Source organism: Undibacter mobilis (genome assembly GCF_003367195.1).
Classification (GTDB): domain Bacteria; phylum Pseudomonadota; class Alphaproteobacteria; order Rhizobiales; family Xanthobacteraceae; genus Pseudolabrys; species Pseudolabrys mobilis.
Genome location: NZ_QRGO01000003.1, coordinates 113,423 through 131,687, shown reverse-complemented (window position 1 = coordinate 131,687; position 18,265 = coordinate 113,423). Strand labels below are relative to the sequence as shown.

General features: G+C 64.0%; 21 protein-coding genes and 1 tRNA gene. 14 read left to right on the top strand and 8 right to left on the bottom strand.

What is annotated here, in order from left to right; genetic code table 11:
• Window positions 1-49: 49 nt before the first annotated feature.
• Window positions 50-1,876 (bottom strand): glutamine--fructose-6-phosphate transaminase (isomerizing), encoded by a 1,827-nt coding sequence (gene glmS, locus DXH78_RS18090; protein ID WP_115518660.1) that lies wholly within the window; start codon window positions 1,874-1,876, stop codon window positions 50-52.
• A gap of 154 nt (window positions 1,877-2,030) precedes the next feature.
• Window positions 2,031-3,401 (bottom strand): bifunctional UDP-N-acetylglucosamine diphosphorylase/glucosamine-1-phosphate N-acetyltransferase GlmU, encoded by a 1,371-nt coding sequence (gene glmU, locus DXH78_RS18085; RefSeq protein WP_115518659.1) that lies wholly within the window; start codon window positions 3,399-3,401, stop codon window positions 2,031-2,033.
• A gap of 118 nt (window positions 3,402-3,519) precedes the next feature.
• Here glmU and DXH78_RS18080 point away from each other — a divergent pair, with 118 nt between their 5' ends.
• Both DXH78_RS18080 and DXH78_RS18075 read left to right on the top strand, forming a co-directional pair.
• A complete protein-coding gene (locus DXH78_RS18080; protein WP_115518658.1) occupies window positions 3,520-4,422 on the top strand; it encodes a superantigen-like protein SSL4 in 903 nt (300 codons plus the stop codon).
• A gap of 64 nt (window positions 4,423-4,486) precedes the next feature.
• Window positions 4,487-4,870 (top strand): hypothetical protein, encoded by a 384-nt coding sequence (locus tag DXH78_RS18075; RefSeq protein WP_115518657.1) that lies wholly within the window; start codon window positions 4,487-4,489, stop codon window positions 4,868-4,870.
• Here the strand turns inward: DXH78_RS18075 and DXH78_RS18070 are convergent.
• A complete protein-coding gene (locus DXH78_RS18070; protein WP_115518656.1) occupies window positions 4,836-6,443 on the bottom strand; it encodes a glycoside hydrolase family 17 protein in 1,608 nt (535 codons plus the stop codon). The genes DXH78_RS18075 and DXH78_RS18070 overlap by 35 nt on opposite strands.
• A gap of 404 nt (window positions 6,444-6,847) precedes the next feature.
• Between DXH78_RS18070 and DXH78_RS18065 the strand changes: the two genes are divergently transcribed.
• Together DXH78_RS18065 and DXH78_RS18060 are read left to right on the top strand one after the other, a co-directional pair.
• Window positions 6,848-7,354 carry a beta-1-3, beta-1-6-glucan biosynthesis protein gene (locus DXH78_RS18065; protein WP_210209610.1) on the top strand — a complete coding sequence of 169 codons (507 nt, stop codon included), beginning with the start codon at window positions 6,848-6,850 and terminating at the stop codon, window positions 7,352-7,354.
• Window positions 7,355-7,539: 185 nt separating this feature from the next.
• On the top strand, window positions 7,540-10,299 hold the full coding sequence (locus DXH78_RS18060) for a glycosyltransferase (RefSeq protein WP_115518655.1): 2,760 nt from the start codon (window positions 7,540-7,542) through the stop codon (window positions 10,297-10,299).
• Between the two features lie 82 nt (window positions 10,300-10,381).
• Here the strand turns inward: DXH78_RS18060 and DXH78_RS18055 are convergent, their stop codons facing one another.
• A complete protein-coding gene (locus tag DXH78_RS18055; protein ID WP_115518927.1) occupies window positions 10,382-10,807 on the bottom strand; it encodes an organic hydroperoxide resistance protein in 426 nt (141 codons plus the stop codon).
• Between the two features lie 237 nt (window positions 10,808-11,044).
• Between DXH78_RS18055 and DXH78_RS18050 the strand changes: the two genes are divergently transcribed.
• Window positions 11,045-11,500: a MarR family winged helix-turn-helix transcriptional regulator gene (locus DXH78_RS18050; RefSeq protein ID WP_115518654.1), complete on the top strand. Its 456-nt coding sequence runs from the start codon at window positions 11,045-11,047 to the stop codon at window positions 11,498-11,500.
• Here the strand turns inward: DXH78_RS18050 and DXH78_RS18045 are convergent, their stop codons facing one another.
• The gene (locus DXH78_RS18045) at window positions 11,501-12,667 is read right to left on the bottom strand and encodes a M20 aminoacylase family protein (protein WP_115518653.1); all 1,167 of its coding nucleotides are present in this window, start codon (window positions 12,665-12,667) and stop codon (window positions 11,501-11,503) included. It abuts the gene before it with no gap.
• Window positions 12,668-12,969: 302 nt separating this feature from the next.
• Here DXH78_RS18045 and DXH78_RS18040 point away from each other — a divergent pair.
• Window positions 12,970-13,045: transfer RNA gene (locus tag DXH78_RS18040), tRNA-Lys, on the top strand.
• Between the two features lie 160 nt (window positions 13,046-13,205).
• Here the strand turns inward: DXH78_RS18040 and DXH78_RS18035 are convergent.
• Together DXH78_RS18035 and DXH78_RS18030 are read right to left on the bottom strand one after the other, a co-directional pair.
• Entirely contained in the window at window positions 13,206-13,595 is a 390-nt protein-coding gene (locus DXH78_RS18035) for a c-type cytochrome (RefSeq protein WP_115518926.1), read from the bottom strand.
• A gap of 202 nt (window positions 13,596-13,797) precedes the next feature.
• Window positions 13,798-14,088 carry a hypothetical protein gene (locus DXH78_RS18030; protein ID WP_115518652.1) on the bottom strand — a complete coding sequence of 97 codons (291 nt, stop codon included), beginning with the start codon at window positions 14,086-14,088 and terminating at the stop codon, window positions 13,798-13,800.
• A gap of 258 nt (window positions 14,089-14,346) precedes the next feature.
• Between DXH78_RS18030 and DXH78_RS18025 the strand changes: the two genes are divergently transcribed.
• The 8 genes from DXH78_RS18025 (at window position 14,347) to DXH78_RS18000 (ending at window position 17,626) form a co-directional block, all read left to right on the top strand.
• The gene (locus tag DXH78_RS18025) at window positions 14,347-14,550 is read left to right on the top strand and encodes a cold-shock protein (protein WP_115518651.1); all 204 of its coding nucleotides are present in this window, start codon (window positions 14,347-14,349) and stop codon (window positions 14,548-14,550) included.
• Window positions 14,551-14,621: 71 nt separating this feature from the next.
• Window positions 14,622-14,813, top strand: coding sequence for a hypothetical protein (locus DXH78_RS18020; protein ID WP_115518650.1), 192 nt, complete (start codon window positions 14,622-14,624; stop codon window positions 14,811-14,813).
• Between the two features lie 92 nt (window positions 14,814-14,905).
• Window positions 14,906-15,088, top strand: a complete 183-nt coding sequence (locus DXH78_RS18015) for a hypothetical protein (protein ID WP_115518649.1) — start codon at window positions 14,906-14,908, stop codon at window positions 15,086-15,088.
• Between the two features lie 258 nt (window positions 15,089-15,346).
• A complete protein-coding gene (locus DXH78_RS19965; protein WP_168192885.1) occupies window positions 15,347-15,520 on the top strand; it encodes a hypothetical protein in 174 nt (57 codons plus the stop codon).
• Between the two features lie 71 nt (window positions 15,521-15,591).
• Window positions 15,592-15,948: a hypothetical protein gene (locus DXH78_RS18010; RefSeq protein ID WP_115518648.1), complete on the top strand. Its 357-nt coding sequence runs from the start codon at window positions 15,592-15,594 to the stop codon at window positions 15,946-15,948.
• Between the two features lie 24 nt (window positions 15,949-15,972).
• Window positions 15,973-16,137 carry an RCC1-like domain-containing protein gene (locus DXH78_RS20370; protein WP_430727506.1) on the top strand — a complete coding sequence of 55 codons (165 nt, stop codon included), beginning with the start codon at window positions 15,973-15,975 and terminating at the stop codon, window positions 16,135-16,137.
• A 43-nt stretch (window positions 16,138-16,180) separates the two neighbouring features.
• A complete protein-coding gene (locus DXH78_RS18005) occupies window positions 16,181-16,399 on the top strand; it encodes a hypothetical protein (protein ID WP_115518647.1) in 219 nt (72 codons plus the stop codon).
• Window positions 16,400-16,522: 123 nt separating this feature from the next.
• Window positions 16,523-17,626 (top strand): coiled-coil domain-containing protein, encoded by a 1,104-nt coding sequence (locus tag DXH78_RS18000; protein WP_115518646.1) that lies wholly within the window; start codon window positions 16,523-16,525, stop codon window positions 17,624-17,626.
• On the opposite strand, the gene DXH78_RS17995 is transcribed toward DXH78_RS18000, so the two are convergent.
• The gene (locus DXH78_RS17995) at window positions 17,623-18,261 is read right to left on the bottom strand and encodes a ceramidase domain-containing protein (RefSeq protein WP_115518645.1); all 639 of its coding nucleotides are present in this window, start codon (window positions 18,259-18,261) and stop codon (window positions 17,623-17,625) included. The genes DXH78_RS18000 and DXH78_RS17995 overlap by 4 nt on opposite strands.
• Window positions 18,262-18,265: the final 4 nt, after the last annotated feature.

The window sequence follows — 18,265 nt, the reverse complement described above, 5'->3', positions numbered from 1 at the left end:
ACCCAAAATGACCGTAAACGGCACAGTCGCCGCCGGTCGAAGGCGCAGTCTACTCTACTGTCACGGATTTCGCGAGGTTGCGCGGCTGGTCGACGTCGGTGCCGATCGCCGCAGCGGTGTGGTAGGCCATCAACTGCACCGGGATCGCATAGACCAGCGGCGTCACCGTCGAGGCCATTTCCGGCAGCATCAGGGTCTCCAGCGACTCGATGGTCGCCTCCTTGGCGCCTTTGGGATCGGTGACAAGGATGATCTTGCCGCCGCGCGCGGCCACTTCCTGCATGTTTGACACCGTTTTCTCGAACACCCGGTCATGCGGTGCGATGACGATTACCGGCATGGTCTCGTCAATCAGCGCGATCGGCCCGTGTTTGAGCTCGCCGGCGGCATAGCCTTCAGCATGGATGTAGGAGATTTCCTTGAGCTTCAGTGCGCCCTCGAGCGCGATCGGAAACGAGGTGCCGCGGCCGAGATAAAGCACGTCCTTCACTTTAGCGAGATCGTGCGACAGCTTTTCGATCTGCGGCTCCAGCGCCAGGGCCTGCGACATCAGGCGCGGCACCGCGATCAGCGCCCGTACCAGATTCTTCTCGTCGGTTTCCGAAAGATGACCGCGCGCGCGGCCGGCGGCGAGCGCAAGGCAAGCGAGCACGCTAAGCTGGCAGGTGAAAGCCTTGGTCGAGGCAACGCCGATCTCGGGACCGGCCAAAGTCGGCATCACCACGTCGCTTTCGCGCGCGATGGTCGATGTGGTGACGTTGACCACGGAGAGTACGTGCTGCTTCATCTCCTTGGCGTAGCGCAAAGTCGCCAGCGTATCGGCGGTCTCGCCCGACTGCGAGATGAACAGCGCTAGATCGCCCTCTTCTAGCGGCGCGCCGCGGTAGCGGAATTCGGAGGCGATATCGATTTCGACTGGCAGCTTGGCGAAACGCTCGAACCAGTATTTCGCGACGAGACCGGCATAGAACGCTGTGCCGCAGGCCGAAATCGACAGCCGCTTCAGTTTGGTCCAATCGAACGGCAGCTTGCCCGGCAAGGCGACACGTTCTCCGACCATGTCGATGTAATGCGCCAAGGTATGGCCCACCACTTCCGGCTGCTCGTGGATTTCCTTGGCCATGAAGTGCTTGTGGTTGCCCTTGTCGACGAGCTGGGCGCTGACCGACGACTTGACGATCGGTCGCTTGACTTCGCGATCCTGCGCGTCGCGCACCGAAGCGCTGGTGTGCGTCAGCACCACCCAATCGCCGTCGTCGAGATAGCTGATCGTGTCGGTGAAGGGCGACAGCGCGATCGCGTCGGAGCCGAGATACATCTCGCCCTTGCCGTAGCCGACTGCGAGCGGCGAACCTTTACGCGCGCCGATCAGAAGATCATCCTCGCCGGCAAACAGAAAAGCGAGCGCGAAAGCGCCGCGCAATTCCTTGAGAGTGGCCGCCACCGCATCGATCGGCGTCTTGCCCTTCTGCATGTAATCGGTGACCAGATGCGCGACGACTTCGGTGTCGGTCTCGCTGGCGAATTTGTGGCCCGCGGCGATCAGCTTGTCGCGCAGCTCCCGGAAATTTTCGATGATGCCGTTATGAACAACGGCTACCTTGTCGGTCGCATGCGGATGCGCGTTGCTTTCGGTTGGTTTGCCGTGGGTCGCCCAGCGCGTGTGGCCGATGCCGGCATTGCCGGGCAGCGGCTCGTCCTTGAGCTTGAGCTCCAGCGCCTGCAGTTTGCCTTCGGCGCGCCGGCGGCCCATGACGCCATGATCGAGCGTTGCAACGCCCGCCGAGTCATAGCCGCGATATTCGAGCCGCTTCAGCGCATCGACCAACTGGCTGGCGACCGGCTTGGTCCCCAGAATTCCGACAATCCCGCACATGCGTCTGGGCCCGCCCCCGTGAAAATTTGAATTATGCTGTAGCGGCCGCGGCAACAGCGCTGAAATCAAAACCTGTTTCGCCGTATGTCAGGGACATTAACTGCGAAAAGCCGACAAAAGGCTTAACGGCTGGTATGCCGTTGGTGTTTGACCGTCAACCCTTGGCTTTCTTCATCTTGTTGTAGAGTTCGCGCAGACGCGCCGCGCCGCCTTCCTTGTTGACCTGCTGGCCGCGCGCAATCGCCAGCGCGTCCGCCGGCACGTCCTTGGTAACCACCGAGCCGGACCCCACATAGGCGCCGTCGCCGATTTTTACCGGCGCGACCAGCGACGAATTGGTGCCGATGAAGGCGCCGGCGCCGATGTCGGTGTGATGTTTGTTCACACCGTCATAATTGCAGGTGATGGTGCCGGCGCCGATGTTAGCTTTGGCGCCGACCCGCGCATCGCCGATGTAAGCCAGATGATTGGCCTTGGCGCCGTCCTCGAAAGTGGCCGCCTTTACCTCGACGAAGTTTCCGATATGCACGTCCTCACCGAGCTTGGCGCCCGGCCGCAGCCGCGCGAAGGGACCAACGCGCGCGCCCTTGCCGACCACAGCGCCTTCCAGATGCGAGAACGAGCGGATGGTCGCGCCGTCTTCGATGGTGACGCCGGGGCCGAACACGACATTCGGTTCCACCGTGACGTCTCTGCCAAATACAGTATCGGAAGACAGAAACACCGTCTCCGGCGCGATCAGCGTAACGCCAGCTTCCATCGCTGCGGCGCGCAGGCGCTGCTGCAGCACAGCTTCGGCTTCGGCCAGTTGCGCCTTGGTGTTGATGCCGCGCACATCATCCTCGTCGGTTTCGATCACGGCTGCTTTCAAACCCAGGTCGCGGGCGATCGCAACCGCGTCGGTGAGATAATACTCGCCCTTGGCGTTGTCATTGCCGATGCGATCAAGAATTTTCAGTGCCGACGCGCCGGCGAGCGCCATCAGGCCACCGTTGCATAAGACGATCTTGCGTTCTTCCGCGCTGGCATCCTTGTCCTCGCGGATGGCGATCAATTCGTCGCCTTTCATCACTAGCCTGCCGTAACCCGAAGGATCTTTCGGCCGGAAGCCGAGCGCCGTCACCGCCGCGCCTGCGGCAATCGCGGCGCGCAGGCGCGTCAGCGTTTCCGCCCGCACCAACGGCGTGTCGGCAAACATGACGAGAATATCGTCGGCACCCTTGGCAATGGCGTCGCGTGCCGCCAGCACGGCATGCGCCGTGCCGAGCCGTTCGCGTTGTTCGAAGACGCCTGCGCCAGGCGCGGTTGTCTTTGCTTCCTTGGCGACGTCGTCACGGCCGGGCCCGACGACAACTGCGATCTCCGCGCCACCGGCCTTCTTCGCCGCCGTCAGCACATGGGACACGAGGCTCTTGTGGCCAATGGCGTGCAGCACTTTCGGCAAACTTGAGCGCATGCGCGTGCCTTCGCCGGCCGCAAGCACGATGGCGAGGCAAGAGCGGTTCGAGGTTTCGGACTGATGCATGCGAATGAACTCAAGGTGTTAGCCGGCGCAAAGCCGCCAACGGCGAAGTTTCAAAGGCCAGCAATGCCGGATTCTGCTAATGTTTTCAATGACCTGATTCGTCGTTTTCGAGGGCATTATGGCCGACGCGTTTGACCCGCCGGAACACGGGCCGTTGCGTGATACCAGCACGATGTGGCGCCTCAGCCTGTGGGGCAGCGCCGCGACCGTCGCCGTTGCCGCAGCGCTGCTGATCCTCAATGCCGATCTGGGGCTTGATCGCGTGGCCCAGGCGCTGTCGCAGCCGGCGCCCGATAAGCAGATCGCGCTGGAGGACACGCTGCTCAAGCGCGTTGAGATGCAGCGCACCGAGGAAAATCGTCGTCTCGAGGCCCGGCTGCGCGAACTGGCCGCCGACCGCGACAAGCTCAGCTCCCGCCTCGCCGCGCTGGAGCAGAATTTCAACGACCTCACCGGCTCGGTCAAACGCGACATGGCCGCCGTTGCCGCGACCGCTCTGGCCGCCAAACAGGACATGCCGCCCCAGGTCGCCGCGCCTCCCGCCCCGGTCCTGACGGCGCCGCCGTCGACGACCGCCCCCGCAAGCGCCGTGCCCACCAGGCCGGAGCCCGCACCGCAGGTGCAGTCGCCGCCCGTCGAGAGCCCGGCCCGCAGCGACATGGCGGTTGAGAAGCCGCCGCAGGTGGTCAACGTTCCGATGCCGCCGACCCGCGTCGCTACAGTGACACCGGCCGCGCCCGAAGAACCGCGCAAGCCCGAACTCGGCGTCGATCTCGGCGGCGCGCGGTCTATGGAAATCCTGCAGGCACGCTGGGTCGCGGTGAAAGCCAATTTCGGCCCGGTGATCGACGGGCTGCGGCCGCTCGCCGGCTATGACGACCGGCCGGGCATCATCCCCTATCGCCTGATCGTCGGCCCCCTGCCCAACGGCGCGGCGGCCGCGCAAATTTGCTCGCGCCTGCACGCCTCGAAAGTGCCGTGCCGGCCGGTCGAATACGCCGGCGAGAAATTGGTGCAATAGAGCGGCGGTTTGCTCCTGCGCCCGCGCGGCGGCATACTCCGCCGCCTTGCGAATAAGAGTAGCCATGGAACCGAACCGACTGTTTCTGCCCAGCGCTCGTGCCACCAACATCCTGCTGATCGTGGGCTTCGGCGCGCTCGGCTATGCGCTCTATGTGCGCTACATGGGCATCGAGCAGTCGCATGTAGGGCTGGCCTGCAATGCGGGCCTCGACACCTGGATGTGCGCGCAGCGCCGCGTCTTCGCCGCGCTGTTCGACCGTTCGCTGATCGGCGGCGCGGCCGTGGTGCTGGCGGCGATCCATCTGCTGCGGCCGACGCTGGTCATCTTCGCGCTGGCACTGGCCGCCGCACTGATGGGCGTCGTGCTCTACAATGGCATGCTGGCGTCGCTGGCGATCGGCCTGCTGCTGCTCAGCTTTGCGCGTCGCGTACCCGAACCAGACTGATCGCAAAGGCAGCAAGCGCCGCGCACATCCACAGCGACTGCCCGTTCGCAACCGTCTCGTTCGGCACGATCCAGACCACCGACGCCGCCAGAACCAGCGCCGTAGCAAACTCGGTCACCGCCCGCCCGCCGGATGGTCGCGGCGTCACGAGGCTGGCAACAAGGAACGGCATCGCCGCGCCCGTCAGCGGCGCGAACGGAAAGTCCTTGTAGCGCGGGTCGAACACCAGTCCGAGCGCAGAGATCACCGCCACCAGGATCGTCAGCATGGCGACGCAGCCGACCGCGATTGCGGTCTTGTGCTGTGCGCGTCCGCTTTTCGGCCCGATGATGCGGGCGATCGCCGGCTGCGGGATGCCGCGCATGATGGCAGCGCTCAAGACGAGCGGCGAGGCAATGGCCGCCGTCGCCAGCGCCAGACACCGGATCCAGCCGCCGACGCCCATGCTTTCGATTGGCACGTTGACGACGGTCCAGCCGATGGTGATGCCGCCGACGAGCGCATTTGCCGTCACTGCAAGCCACAGCCGCGCCGGCGCTGCCGGCAGGAATGAGTGCCGCCGGGCCCACAACGCGATGCCGAACACAAGAATGGCATAGGCAATGCCGCCAGCGGCCTGCATCTTCCAGAACGGATGGTTGGAGACAGGCTCGCCCCAGCCGAACTTCATCGCCCGGTGGGAGTCGTCAAACAGGCCCCAATGGCCGCCGACGACGCCTTCCTGTGCGCGCTTCCACGGCGCGTCATAAGCTTCGATGACGTTGACCCGGTAATTCTCGCGCGCGGCGTAAGCCAGCACTTCCTGAATGACGCGAGCCTGATTGGCTGGCGACGGCAGCGCGCCCTCCCGCATGCGGCCTTGGCTCGGCCAGCCCATCTCGCCGATATAAACATTCTTCGGCGCGTACAGGCCGGCCATCTTTTTATGAATATCGTTGACGTGGGCGGCGGCCTGCCCGGCCGCGATCGGGAAGTCCTCCCAATACGGCAGGATGTGGATCATCACGAAGTCGACCGCAGCGGCCACGTCCGGCGCCCGCAGCCAGAACTCCCACACATCCGCGTAAGTGACCGGCACTTTGGCGCGCGCTTTAACGCTGCGGATCAGGGCCGCCAGATCGCCCGCCGAAATATCGCCGCGCAGCAGCGCCTCGTTACCGACGACGATGGCCAGAACCGTATCCGGATAACGTTCGGCCAGCGCCAGCGCCGCCTCGACCTGGACCTGCGTCTTGACCGGGTTGTTGGAAACCCAGGCACCCTGCAAAACCTTCATGCCGTAGCGGGCAGCGATCGGCACCACGTTTTCGATGCCCTGGTCGGTCGCATAGACCCGGAGGCAATTCGACATCTTCGCCAACTGGGCGATGTCTTCCTCGATCTGCGCCGCCGGGATCTGAATGCCTTCCTGGTGCGGCGACTGGCTGCCCCGGAACGGGGCGTAAGACACGCACCACAGCTTGTCGCCCGCCTTGAGCGGCGCGCTAGGCATAGGGATGGGCTGGCCGAGCCACGTCCAGACGGCGGCGATCACCGCCACGGCGGCGGCGAGGCAGACTAAGGCAAGGCGCATGGGGTGACCCAAAACGAACGGTGACGAGCCGATCCCTGACGATCAGCCACACCGGCTTATCGCCTCGCCCCAGCTCTGCCAAGTTTCAGCACCCGCACACGCGGCAATTGAACACGCCCACGACCACCGTCTTTCGCGTTGACGCTATGTCGCGGAACCTCTGGACAAAAGCTGGCGAGTGAGGCCAAGTTTCGCCCGCAAAAGTCGGGCGGCTTCCCGGTAATCTCCGGGTTCACCCAGGCTTTTCGGGGATGAGGGACTTTGGGCCGGGGGGCCCAAGCTTTCAGCTATTCAGCGCCGGTTCAGCAAGGACGCCGCATAAGCGTCTCAATCCGCCTGCAATAAGGGCCAAAGGCTGAGCCGCCATCGGTGGCTTTAACAATATCGTCGGGAATTTTCCGTCCATGACTTCGCTGCGTACGTTGATCGCCGCAACTTTTGCGGTTTCGTTTGTCCTGTGCGCGCCGGCCGCCTTTGCGCAGTCGGGTGGCGCCCAGCCGGAGCCGCAAAAACCGGCCGCCGCCGACGCCGCTGCCAAGGACGCTGCCGCCAAGGAAGGGCAAAAAAAGATCGACGAAATCGCCGAGGCGACCAAGACCCTGGTTGGCCCGGCCGGCAATCCGGAATGCGTCTGGCTCGGCCGCCGCGTGGTGAGCCTGCTCTGGCGCGACGATCTCGACACCGCTTTCCGCCATCTCGATCTTTACGACCGGTTCGGCTGCCCGAGCGCCCATATCCAGGCGACGTTCCGCTGCATCGTCCGTCAGGGAAATATCGATCCCAAGGCGCCGGAAACCCTCAACGGCCGGGTCCATGCGTGCTGGCTCAATCCGGGCCTCTCGCCTGCCCCTGCTGCGGCCGCCAATACTCAGCCGCCGGCCGGTCCGGAAGGAACGACCACGCGTCAATAGCGTTGCCGGGTCGCGCATAAATTCGCGTGCCCGCCATTTGTCAGTCTTGGTTTTGCCATGTCAGGTATCTACTTGAAACAACGGCCTAACCTGAGCTATGCTGCACTACAGCATAAAACGCTCGGGCCGAACCCAGGGGACGGGTTCGGGGGTCTGCCACCCAGCCCCATTTGGTATTGAAGTCTATGCGCACCGTCGCTGCTGTCGTCGCCCTCGTGGCGTGCGTGCATGCCGGCTTGTGGCTGCTTGGCCGCGAGAAGATCGACGCTCCCAATTTCGACGGCCAGCTCTCGAGCGTTTCCTACGCACCCTTCCAGGGCAATGTTAATCCCGAAGACGGCGGCAAGGCCGAAGCGAAAAAGATTCGCGATGACCTGAAGATTCTCGCGCCGCTGACCAAGTCGCTGCGCACCTACTCGTCGACCGCCGGCGTCGAACTGGTTCCCGGTATCGCCTCTGAGTTCGGCCTGCGCGTCACCGTCGGCGCGTGGATCGACAATCATCAGGACCGCAACGAGCGCGAAATGCGCGCCGTCGTCGACCTGTCGAAGCGGCACAGCAACGTCAACGGCATCTTCGTCGGTAACGAAACGATCTACCGCGGTGAACTGGCGCCGAAGGCGGGAGACAAGCTCTCCGCTGAGGAAGCCGCCAAGCTTCAGGGCGCCAAGAGCATCGCCGAAGACAAGAAGCTGCGCGAGGACATCGGCGTCGCGCGCCTGATCAAGATGATCCAGAAGGTCAAGCGGCAGGTGAACGTGCCGGTGACCACCGGCGAAATCTACAGCGTCTGGCTCGATCATCCCGAGCTCGTTGCGTCGGTTGATTACATCGCCGCGCACATCCTGCCCTATTGGGAAGGCTTCTCCGACAAGCAGACCGTCGATCAGGCGATCATCATCTATGACAAGCTGCGCCGCGCCTATCCGGGCAAGCGCGTCGTCGTCGCCGAATTCGGCTGGCCGAGTTCGGGTTACAACTATCACAACGCCTATCCGGGCCGCATCGAACAGGCTGTGATCCTGCGCGACTTCGTCACGCGCGCGGAAGCCTACGGCATCGACTACAACATCGTCGAGGCGATCGACCAGCCCTGGAAGATATTCGAAGGCGGCGTCGGTCCTTACTGGGGCATGCTGAATGCCGCGCGGGAAGCGAAGTTCGCCTGGACCGGTCCGGTCACCGATCCCGACCACTGGAAGCTCGCCGGCATCGCGCTGCTCGTGAGCGTCTTGTTGTCGCTGCCGATCCTCACTCTGGCCGGCGCCACCTTCTGGCAGGCAACCACGCTCGCCGCCGCCGCCAATACGGTCGGCGCCTGGTCGGCCGCGCTGTTCGGTTACTGGTACGGCCACTACTTCGTGCCCGGCGCCGCTTTCGCGCTCGGTCTCGGCACCCTGCTGTTGATCCCGCTGATCCTGATCGCGCTGGCGCGCATCGAGGAGATCGCCGCCATCGCCTTCGGTCGCAAGCCCCAGCGCCTTGTTCCCGTAGCGCCGCCGCTGGCGCCCGATATGCCGACGCCGAAAGTGTCGATCCATATTCCGGCCTATCGCGAGCCGCCGGAAATGCTCAAGGCGACCCTCGATGCCGTGGCCGCGCTCGATTATCCGAACTTCGAATGCGTCGTTGTCGTCAACAACACGCCCGATCCGGCGATGTGGATGCCGATCGAAGAGCACTGCAAGGTGCTCGGCGATCGCTTCAAGTTCGTGCTGGCCAACAATCTGCAGGGCTTCAAGGCCGGCGCGTTGCGCCTTGCCACCCTCCACACCGCCGAGGACGCCGAGATCATCGGCATCATCGACGCCGACTATGTGGTAACGCCGGACTGGCTGCGCGACCTCACGCCTCTGTTCAACGACCCGGCGGTCGGCATGGTGCAGGCGCCGCAGGATCACCGCGACGGCGCGCGCAGCCCGATGCATACCGCGATGAACGCCGAATATGCCGGCTTCTTCGATATCGGCATGGTGCAGCGGAACGAGCACAACGCCATCGTCACCCACGGCACCATGGTGCTGATGCGCCGCAAGGCGATCGACGCCGCGGGTGGCTGGTCGAGCGACACGATCTGCGAGGACACCGATCTTGGCCTCTGCCTGCTTGAACACGGCTGGCAGGCACACTACACCAACAAGCGCTACGGCTATGGCCTGCTGCCCGACACCTATGACGCGTTCAAGAAGCAGCGCGATCGCTGGGCCTATGGTGGCTTCCAGATCGTCAAGAAACACTGGCGCAGCATGCTGTCGCGCGACACGCGGCTCAGCCGCGATCAGAAGCGCGAATTCGCTCTCGGCTGGCTGAACTGGCTGGGTGCGGAAAGCGTTGGCGTGGTGGTTGCGATCCTCAACATCCTCTGGGTGCCGGTGATTGCCATCCTCGATATCGCTGTGCCGGACCGCATCCTGACCGTCCCGATCGTGGCCAGCTTCGTTGTCACGCTCCTGCATTTCAGCGCGCTCTATCGCCTGCGCGTACGCATCACCAAGACCGAGATGGCGGTGGCCGCGATTGCCGCGATGTCGGTGCAGTGGACCGTGGCACGCGCCGTGGCCATGGGCCTGATCAAAGATCACTTGCCCTTCGTGCGCACCGAAAAGGGCGGCGGCCGTCGCAAGACTGATTTCCACGCTTTCTGGGAGTCGATCGTCGCCGCGCTGCTGCTCATCGGCGCCTTCGTTCTGGTGCAGACCAACAACAAGGAAGTGCGGGAAATCTACATCTTCGCCGGCGTCCTTGTGATCCAGTCGCTGCCCTTCGTGGCAGCGGTTCTGATCGCGCTGTGGGAGCGCTCGCGCTTCAACGACTACGCCGTGCTCGAAGGCTATCGTGCCGGCATCGCTGCGGTCGCCCGCCGCGCCCGCCTCGTCAAGGCTAAGGCCCAATCGGTGGCTCCGGCGCAAGTGGTTACGCAAGAGCGCGGGGAACTGGTTCAGTAAAGTTCGTACTGGCGATGCAATCGAACAACGCATAAGGGCGCCGAAAAATCGGCGCCCTTTTTCGTTGCCGATGCCGCTGCGGTCAGACGACCGACAGCTTGACGTCGATATTGTTGCGGGTGGCGTTGGAATACGGGCAGACCTGATGCGCCTTGGCGACCAGCCCTTCCGCATCCGCCTTCGGCAGCCCCGGTAGCGAAACCTCGATTGCGACCTCAAGACCGAAGCCGCCTTCCGAGCGCGGGCCGATGCCGACGGTCGCAGTCACCGTGGTGTCAGCCGGCACCTTGGGGCCGTCTTTCGCGGCGACCGCCTTCATGGCGCCGAGGAAGCAGGCCGAATAGCCTGCCGCGAACAGCTGCTCCGGGTTGGCGCCGGGGCCGCCGGGACCGCCGAGTTCCTTCGGCACCGCAAGTTTGACGCTGAACGAGCCATCGGTGGTGGTCGCCTGGCCATCGCGGCCCCCGGTTGCCTTGGCGGCGGTGCGGTATTTGACGTCGACTGGCATGATCATCTCCTTGTTGGCGTGTTGTCGCAGGGTCGAAACGGGCGCTGTTCGGATCAACCGGCGGCGCCGGCCGGCGTTCCCGGCTCGGCGGCAGATTGATCGGACGCGTTTATATCGTGCACGATTGATCTAGAGCCATCGCGACCGGCGGTCAATAGCTTGCGATTAGATCGCGCACGATATATATTCACGAAACCGTGTGGCGCTGTCGCCCCGGACAACCGCCAAAGGCCACCCATGCCTGCCGCCGCCAAATCCGCGCCGCGCGACGTCGCCGACCATCTCTGCTTCGCCATCTACTCGGCCGGACACGCCTTCAACCGCGTCTACAAGCCGCTGCTCGACGAGCTGAAGCTCACCTACCCGCAGTACCTCGTGATGGTCGCGCTGTGGGCCGAGGACGACCAGACGGTCGGCGAGATCGGCGACAAGCTGTTTCTGGAGTCGAGCACGCTGACGCCGCTGCTGAAGCGGCTTGAGGGACTGGGCTACCTGACCCGCCGGCGCGACCCGAACGACGAACGCCAGGTGCGCCTGCGCCTGACCGACAAGGGCGCGGCGTTGCGCAAGAAATCCGGTGACGTGTCGGCCTGCGTCGGCGCGGCGACGGGCTTGCAGGTCGAGGCGATCGTCAAGCTGCGCAACCAGATTTCGACGCTGCGCGACAATCTCATGAAGACGAATGGGACCTGATCAGGCCGGCAGCGCGGTCTCCACCAGCCGCACCCAGTACGAGGTGCCGAGCGGAATGGCGTCGTCGTTGAAGTTGTAGCGCGGGTGATGCAGGCCGGCGCTGTCGCCATTGCCGACCCAGATGAAGGCACCCGGGCGCTTGCGCAGCATGAAGGAGAAATCCTCCGCGCCCATCATCGGCGGCAGCTTTGTGTTGACGCGGTCCTGTCCGGCGATCTCCTTGGCCACCGAGGCGGCAAAACCGGTCTCGGTTTCGTGGTTGACCAGCACCGGGTAATTGCGGCGATAGGTGAGTTTGGCCTTGGCGCCAAAGGCCGCCGCGGTGTTCTCGACCAGGCGGGCGAGGTTCGCCTCCACCATGTCCTGCACCTTGTCATCGAGGGTGCGCGCCGTGCCGCGCAGGCGCACCGTTTGCGGAATGATGTTGTCGGCGCTGCCGGCTTCGACGACGCAGATCGACACCACCGCCGACTTGAGCGGATCGGTGTTACGGGACACCACCGACTGGATGCCAGTGATGATATGGGCGCCGACCAGTACCGGATCGATGGTCAGATGCGGCCGCGCCGCATGCCCGCCATAGCCTTCGATGTCGATGGTGACGTAATCGGCCGCCGCCATGATCGGCCCGGAGTTGATGCCGAATTCGCCCACCGGCATGCCGGGGGAATTGTGCATCCCGTAAAACTCGTCGATGCCGAAGCGTTCCGCCATTCCGTCCTCAAGCATGGCCAGCGCACCGGCCCCGCCCTCCTCCGCCGGCTGGAACACGACGACGACGGTGCCGTCGAAATTGCGGGTCTCAGCGAGATAGCGAGCCGCCCCGAGCAGCATGGCGGTGTGGCCGTCATGGCCGCAGGCATGCATGGCGCCGGGGATGGTGGACTTGTACGGCAGATCGTTGAGCTCGGTGATCGGCAGCGCGTCCATGTCGGCGCGCAGCGCCACCGTCTTGCCGGAGCCCTGCTTGCGACCGCGGATAACGCCGACCACGCCGGTCTTGCCGATGCCTGGCACCACCTCGTCGCAGCCGAAGCTTTTCAGCTTCTCGGCCACGGTCGCCGCAGTCCGATGGACGTTGTACAGGATCTCGGGATGGGCATGGATGTCACGGCGCCAGGCGGTGATATCGGAATGCAGGTCGGCGACACGGTTGACGATCGGCATGGCGGATCCTTCGCAGGGCAAGCAACGGGCAAAAGAACGAGCAAGTGATTTGCGCCCCAGTGTAGCAAAGCCGGACGCCCCGGGGCGAGTTCAAGATAGGGCATAAATGGCGGCAGATTCACCTGAATCCGCCGTCAACAGGCGCGTGGAACGCTGGCAGGCGCCTATTGACCCCGGGGGCCGGCACCCCTAAACACCCGGTCGCGCATGATCCGACTGGACTTGGTCCCTTCCGGGGCCGACCCGCTTTCGTGACCCCGCTATTGGCGGGCCAATCGGATGAGATCATCGCGTTTGGTGACGGGCGCGTAGCTCAGCTGGTAGAGCACACGACTTTTAATCGCGAGGTCCTGGGTTCGAGTCCCAGCGCGCTCACCAATCGCCAGCCTAATTTTCCGTAGATTGTACTTCAGCGCAGCCGGTCTGTCGGCGCCATATCAACGGCACATGTGGAACGGCTCGTTGCGCAGTTGCAATTCGCTGTTTTTAAATTTTCTTGACGAGTTGAGACTTCAGAGACGCGTCGCTCTCGCTGCCCCTACCTCATCTGCACGCCTCTCAAATACTCCACGATCCCTTTGATGGTCTGCGCCGTCGCGGCATCGCCGCCGATGGCCGACAAATCCCGCCCCCACACCGGCATCGCGTAAGTGCCGTGCGCGCGCATGGTCTTGCGGCCGTCGATCAGCGTGCGCAGCACGGCCTCGGGAAAGACGCCGCCATTCTTTTTGGAGAGCATGCGCAAATCCGGCGCGCCGTTGATGAGCGCTGACGCCACAGGGCCATCGCCGGCGCCGCTCTCGCCGTGACAACTCGCACAATAGAGCCGGTACATGTTGCCGCCGGTGGCGGCTTCATCGGCAAGCAGCGGCGATGCAGGAAGTCCGATGATCAACGCCGCGGCGAAGACCGTCTTCGTGAACGTCATGGCCTCCTCCACCTTCACAACAGTGGTGAAGGATAAGAGCCGGACAACGCGCCGCGTTTGAGCTTTATCAATCCGGGCGCGCAGGTCTGACGACCGCGTCCCGACAGGCGCGCAGGCAACAAGGCCGCAAGCCATCAGCGGGGCTGGTTTCAGCACCGATGACAGCTTGCAGCCTAAATCAGGAAGTGAAGAATGAGCGGCGTCAGGCCGAGACGGTCTTGCGCACCCGCTTGGTGACCGGTTTGCTCACCGGCGCTTCGGCCTTCTGCTCGGCCTCTTTTGCCAGACGCAGCGCACGCAGGCGCGGAATGCGTTCAATGGCTTCCTTCTGCGCCGTCCAATATTCCTTGGCGGCCTTCTGGCCCTCGATTTCGCGAATGCGTGTACGGAAACTCGCCTCCGCCCGTTTTTTGGTGCGGTCGGCTTCGGATATTGATTGGGTCATGGGGCGATAACGGCTCAGCCGGTCAAAGGTTCCATCGCCGCCGTCCATCGGCCTGCCGCCCTGCCCGATTCGTCAGCGGATCGAGAGCCCCATCGGACCTGAGAACCGCAAAATCCGCCTTTTGTTGACTTTGCGGGGTAAACAGCGTAGTGGAGACGTATTGAAACAAGAGCTTTTTAGTTGTGCTCTTCGCCTCCGCACTTCGGAGCGGACCATCCCTGAAAATTCACACTGTTTCGATCGCCCGGGCATCGATGTCCAGGGGCGCATAACGACGTATATCAAACATCTGTAAGGAACTGCCTGATGGCAACCGGAACTGTGAAATTCTTCAATACCCAAAAGGGCTTTGGCTTCATCACCCCGAACGACGGCTCGAAGGATGTGTTCGTGCACATCTCGGCGGTCGAGCGCGCTGGCATGAGCAGCCTGATGGAAGGCCAGAAGGTGTCGTACGAAATCGTCACCGAGCGTGGCAAGCAAGCCGCGGGCAACCTTCAGAACGCTTGATCTGATTGTTGGAGCGTCCGGCCCATTGGGCCGGACGTTCTTTTTTTTCGGCGCCGTTACGGGAGACCGCCATGACTCATAAATATCCCGTCGGAACGTCGGTCTATTTCGAAGCCGGTATCCATGCCGGCGGCGCACGTGGTGTGTGCAAAGTCGTGCGCCACATGCCGGTCGAGCGCGACAACCGAATTCTCTATCGCATCAAGAGCGCGGCCGAGACGTTCGAACGCACGGTCGAAGAAGACAATCTGCAGAAAGGTTGAGCCACCGGCTCCCTTGATGTTGTGTGCGGCGCGGCCGCCATCTTCCTGCCCTAACCCCTGACCTACACTTGCTCCCACCGGGAGTGACACACATGAATACCAATCTGTCGTCCGCGGAGTTGCGGCAATGGGCCGCGCAATGCGATGCGCGCCGCAAGGATCCCCTGGTCAGCGGTGACGAGCATGAGCGCCTCACCAGGATGCGCGATGGTCTTATCGCCGTTGCCGAAGCTAAAGACTGGCTCGATGGTATTGCGCTGAAGAAGGCCGGTTAAGCGCGCGCAAAACATTTGCGTGCGAACGAAGCGCCGGCGCCACCCGCATGATCGTTCGGACGAAGCATAAGCTCGCGTCCTAAAGCGCACTTGCGACGGACCCCGAATCGACCGCAGAGTTCCAGTGCCTGTTCAGGCCTGCGCCGCTGCGTCGAGCGACTGGGTTGGGCGAAACTCCTGAGAACGGCGCGCTTGAAAAGCCTGCATCACGCATCCCGCCACAACAGTTGCGGGACGTCATTGCCGAAGGGGGCCGCCATGCATCTGCAGATGCGCGCGCTTGCGCATACCATCGATCAATCGCTGTTCACCGCACGCGAACTGAACCTCGAGACCGTCGAACAATTGCTCGCCATGGCAAGCCTCGAACTGTCGTTGCGGGTGCAGATCATTGAGGATGAAGCCCGTGAAAGGCCGCGGCGCACCGCTTAAGGCCGAGCCATCTTTCCATCTTATTAACCATTTCACGGCACATCGGAATCTCCGGGGTTGGAGGATTCTGTATGCTTCTCAATGAAGAGACGTGTCCCGTACCTGAGTCACTTCTGGGTCAGCTCTACCGCGTCACGCCGCAAGGCTTGCCGGCGCTGATCGATGCCGTGCCGGCCAACACGCGGGCGATGCTCGCCGTGTACTGCTTTCGGCGCTCGCATCTGGCGTCGCTCGGCATTGCCATTGCTGCGTCGTGCGAGGAAGACGATCTCGCCGAGCACGGCGGTAATCTGGGATCCGACCTGTTTGCCAAATCGCGCCGGTCGCCGATGATGGCGGAAGCCCTGCCCTCGCAGCGCAAGAAGATCACGTTATCGACGGGGCCGATCAGACAGTTGCCGCCGCTCGACGACGACATCGAAGACTAGGCGCCATCGCAGCGTGACATCGCGATGACAGGCCGGCGCATGCGCCGGCCTTTGCGTTATGCGCGTATTCGCTTGTGCTGCCTGCACTTGCCGCAACGCCACAAGACGTTGAACAATTCCAGCGTCACAAAAGCTTGCTGTGGCGGCCACCACTGTTTCATCTCGCCGCCTTTCGGCCGCCACGGTTGATCGTCATGGTCCGGCACAACGACGAATGATCAGGAGGCTCATCATGCAGCTCCACTGCTATCCGGCGACGCTCTCCTCCATCCGCGCTTTCGGCGCACCGCTCATCTGCGCCGCTTGCGGCGACCGGCTTATCGCACCCATGGCGTCGGCCTTTGTCGAAGGCGGCGAGATTCGCCATTACTGGGAATGCGAAGCATGCGGCGCCACCTCGAGTTCGTCGATCGCGTTGGATCGGCGCGAACCTGGCCGGCGCGAGGAATAGCCTTTCGGCTATCCGTCAGCCCCTGCGGTTCCCTCGTTAACGGGTCGTTAACCCGCGTCCGCCACGGTTAATCTGTCGTTAAAAGACGAGTCGCGAACGCGTCAGGTTGCGCTCGGGGGGCGCATGCGCACGGCGGACCATCACCACAGATCAGCGGACAATCCGCCCGACATCGATGAACTGTCGGCGCGGCTGGCTGCCTTGGCCAACCGCATCGACACGCTCAATGGCGGCCGGCGGCCCCCAGGAGCCCGCAGCGGCCCTGCGGCAGCGCCCCGCCGCGAACCCGCGGCGTCGCCAGCCGGCGACGGCGGCGTGCGCCAGTGGCCGCGCCTGCCGGTGCCGGACGAGGCCCCGGCGCCCGACCGTGCCGAATCCGTTCCGCCGGCCCGTGTCGTTCACATGGGCGATCACGAGCAGCGCCTTGCCGAACTCACCGCCGCCCGTGATCGCCAGGCGACCGATCTGCGGGAGGCCCGTGAGCATCTCGAGCGCCAGGCGCTCGCCATCAAGAGCCTGCGCGACCTCGCCAGCGAGCGCGATGCCGAAGTCGCCGAACTGACGCGCCGGCTGATGGAATCGGAAGCCGACAAGGTGGCGCTGGAGTCGCAGCTCGCCTCGGCGCTGCGCGATGCCAGCAATTCATCGGTGCGACTGGCGGCCAAGGAAGGCGCGCTCAACAACCAGTCGGCCGATCTCGCCGACGCCCAGCAGTTGATCGACCATTTGCACGCCGAACTGGCTGCAGCGCAGGTGGCGGTCGCCACCCAGGTCGTCGCCACCGAGGAACGCATTGAACGCCGCCACGAATTGGAGCGCAGTGCGCTGATCGCCAACACCGAACGGCGTGTCGCCGATCTGCAGGGCATCATCGCCGAGCGCGACGCCCGCCTCGAGGCGTTGGAGCAGGACAAGGTCACGCTGGCGGAGGAAATCGCCGCGCTGCGCGCCCTGCTCGACGACAGCCATGCCGAGATCACCGCCGCTATCGAAACCGCGGCCGGCAAGGACAGCCACATCGCCTTCCTCGACACCGTCATCAATGTGACCCGCGAGAACGCGGAGGCGACCGTCAAGGAACTCATCGCCGAATTCGATCGCGAGCGCACTGAGTTTAAGCGCGAACGCGAGGCGCTCATCGCCAAGGCGCAAACCGCCAGCGCCTTCCAGCAGGACATCGCCAAACTGCTGCCGCGGCTGCTCGAGCGCCGCGCCGCGGCCGCCTAGCGCGGCGCCAGCAGCGCGCCGCGCAGCAACAGATACAGCACCAGCCCGTTGAGCGTGTGCCAGAGGAAATGCGTGCCGAGCGGCACCGCCTCGCACACCGCCTGGTCGATACTGCGGAAAACGATCGACAGCGCGAATACGGCCGCCGCCGCGAACAGGCACCGCCGCGTGACGCCCGGGCGGCTCAACCAGCCGACCACGATCAGCGCGGCCAGCGCGGGCAGATAGGCATGCGAGCCGTTGAGCGTGCCGGGCGGCACCAGCGCGCCCTCGGCCGCGCTGAACACGCCGAAGGCCACGACCAGCGCCGGCGCCACCCACGCCGACAGGCCCAGGAAGCGCCGCAGCGCCAGCCATAAATAGCCGTAGATGAAAACCGCGATCGGCACGGTGTCGAACAGCGCCGCCCCGCGCGTCGCCACCGTATGGAAAATGAAGGAGCCGACACCGATCGCCGCCGTCACGGCGATCAAGGCGAGCGCCGGAATATCCCCACCCCCGCCGCGCCGCCACTGCAGAAAGGCGGCAACGGCAGCGATCAGGAATGACGCATTGGTGACGGCATTGACCGGCTCGGCCCAGAACGACGGGTCTAGCCTTTCGCAGTAGAGATCGACGGCGCGTGACCAGTCCATCAAC